The organism is Lysinibacillus alkalisoli, from assembly GCF_014643595.1.
In the GTDB taxonomy this organism is placed as follows: domain Bacteria; phylum Bacillota; class Bacilli; order Bacillales_A; family Planococcaceae; genus Metalysinibacillus; species Metalysinibacillus alkalisoli.
The window spans coordinates 1-1,227 of sequence record NZ_BMJT01000028.1; the positions used below are offsets into that span (position 1 = coordinate 1).

General features: G+C 37.5%; 1 protein-coding gene. It reads right to left on the minus strand.

Annotated elements, in window-relative coordinates:
* Positions 1–30: 30 nt before the first annotated feature.
* Positions 31–1,227, minus strand: a 1,197-nt coding sequence (locus tag IEW44_RS15800; RefSeq protein ID WP_188616019.1) for a SulP family inorganic anion transporter, incomplete at its 5' end; no start/stop codon positions are given.

A 1,227-nucleotide genomic window follows, 5' to 3' on the forward strand; every position in this document is an offset into this window, starting at 1 on the left:
AAGACTTTTTGATACATAAACGTAACCTCCTCATGTAATCTCGTGTGCATTTACCAATCTTTGATACAGTATTTGACTAGCAGGGTTCATCCCAATAACATTGACATGTGTACCCTTTTCCTCTAATTTAGTAACGACTTTCAGTAATGCGCCAACAGCTGATTCATCCCATAAATGACTACTGGATAAATCAATAATAATGTTTTCCTGGTTGATCTGCTCCATTTGCTGCATAAATTTTTGTGTTGAAGCAAAGAACAGAGGACCTTCAATGATAAACACGTTGTTATCTTGGTGAATCTTTACTTTGGAAATAGAAGCAACAAAAAAGAGTGCACTTAAAATGACGCCGAGTACAACACCAATCGCTAAATTGTGTGTGTAAAGCACAACAATGACTGTAGTGAGCATAACAATTGCATCTGTTCTAGGTGCCGTCACCAAGTATTTAAAAGATTTCCAATCAAAAGTACCAATACTTACCATAATCATAATACCTATAAGTACAGGCATAGGAATGTCTACTACCACATTACCTAGGACTAAAATCAAGAACATGAGAAAGACACCTGCAACCAATGTAGAAAGACGGCCTCGTCCTCCAGATTTTACATTAATCATGGATTGACCGATCATAGCACAGCCAGCCATGCCGCCAAAGAATCCTGTTATCATATTGGCAATACCTTGACCACGTGCTTCTTTACTTTTATTTGATTTTGTCACAGTCATGTCGTCTACGATTTGTGCCGTCATCAATGATTCTAGTAAGCCGACTACAGCGAGCGCAAGTGCATAAGGGAAAATGATGGCTAGTGTTTCCATATTTAGAGGTACGTCTGGAATAAAGAAGTGAGGTAAGCTTTGTGTAATAGTACCCAAATCGCCAATGGTTTTCATATTGATATCCATAACTAGAGCAATCGTTGTTAATAACACAATGGCTATCAAAGGTGCCGGAATAGCTGTGATATAACGAGGTAACACATAGACAATAACCAATGTTACACCAATAAAAACATAGGTTAGTATATTTTCACCTAAAAAATGAGGTACTTGTGCCATAAATATGAGAATAGCTAACGAATTAACAAAGCCGATCATAACGGAGTTAGGAATGAATCGCATAAGATTGGCAATACGTAGGTATCCCAATATCATCTGAATAATACCTGTTAGGATAGTGGCGGCTAATAAATATTGTAGGCCATGGTCAGCAACTAAATT